Raw genomic sequence first — 1578 nt, 5'->3', positions numbered from 1 at the left:
TGTCCGCACTTTCGTCCTAGGGTTGTCGGCACTCGCGCTCGTGGCCCTCAGCTGCAACGTCACGGGGAACGCGCCCTCGATTGATGTCGCCGTCGCCCTGACCCAGACCCAGGCCGCCGTCGGGACGCAGGCCGGCCAGCCGCCTGCGCCGGAAGCGGCCACCCCAGGAGCGCCGGCAGACACCGCTGCCCCCGAGGCGACGGCCACCGAGACCCCCGAGCCCTCTCCCACCACACGCCCACCGGTGGTGCATGCCGCCCAGCCCGGCAACCCAGGCGGCGCCACCAACTTCGTCTACGACCGCTCGTCCAAGGCGCTGGCCAACGAGCGCCGGGCGATTGGCGATGACTACACCCGCAACTGGCTGGAAAGGCCGTTCTCGGCCGACGCCATGGACTACCAGGCACACCTCGATTTGACCCGCGTCGAGTATGCCGTCGGCGCCCCGTGGATCTACTTCACCTTGTTCATTGAAGGGCTCCCTCCCGAGGACAGCCCCGCCACCTACGCCATCGAAATCGACATGGACAAGGACGGGCGCGGGGATTGGCTGATCGCCGGGGAGGCTCCGCCTGATTCGACCTGGACATCCGACGGCGTGCGCGCCTATCGCGACACGAACAACGATGTGGGCGCCAGCCGCCCGATGGTTACCGATGCGCCGGTCACCAGTGGCACCGGGTACGATGAGCTGGTCTTCGATGAAGGCTACGGAACCGACCCGGACGCGGCCTGGATCCGGCGCGCTCCCAGCGGCGCCTCCGAAATCGAGATCGCCGTCAAGAACTCCTTGATCGGCCAGTACGGGGAGTTCTTGTGGGGCGGCTGGACGGACGAAGGCGTCCGGAATCCAGCCTGGGCCGACTACCACGACCGGTTCACCCTGGCCGAGGCCGGCTCCCCCGCCAACGACAGCAGCAACTACCCGCTCAAGGCCGTCTCCGCAGTCGACAGCACCTGCCGCTGGGGCGCCGGTTTCACGCCCGAGGCCGATGACCCCGGTGTCTGCCCCGTGCCTCCTACCCCCACGCCTGTGCCCGTTGGCTCGATCGCCGGACGAGTCACAAACCTATCTGGCGGCTTCAAGGACGGCAAGGTGAAGCTCGGTCAGGGTTCGTGTTCGTCGACCGGATACAAGTCAACAGGCATCAACTCGGACGGCTACTACAAATTCAACGGCCTTCCGGAGGGAACGTACTGCGTGACCGTCGACACGTCATCTCTGGAGCCAACCGCGCCGTATGGCTGGGCCCCCGTGGATCCCTCCTTCCCAGTCAACGCGGATCCGTACCGCACGGTGTCGCTCGACCCGAACGAGGAGAAGACAAACGTCAACTTCGCCTACGTTGACGTACCCGGCTAGACTGACCCGCACGGGGGTGAAATCAGCGAGCCCGAGGCGGGGTCCTCGGGCTCGCTGCGTTGGGTCTATCGGTTAACCAGGGGCGATATCGAGTTCCAGAGGCGGGCTGGTTACCTGGTTCCCCGCCAGGTCTGTCGCCCGCACAGCCAGAATGTGCGGTCCTTGCGTCAGGCCTTCAACCCGAACCGAGAACGGCCCGGCCGTCAACGACGTGT

1 protein-coding gene is annotated in these 1578 nt (G+C 66.6%); it reads left to right on the top strand.

Annotated elements, in window-relative coordinates; all coding sequences use genetic code 11:
• Positions 1–1363: hypothetical protein (locus MUO23_11725; GenBank protein ID MCJ7513625.1), on the top strand; the 1363-nt coding region annotated here is incomplete at its 5' end.
• Positions 1364–1578: the final 215 nt, after the last annotated feature.

The sequence above is a fragment of the Anaerolineales bacterium genome, from assembly GCA_022866145.1.
Lineage (GTDB): Bacteria > Chloroflexota > Anaerolineae > Anaerolineales > E44-bin32 > PFL42.
This window is presented reverse-complemented; position numbering and strand designations above follow the sequence as displayed.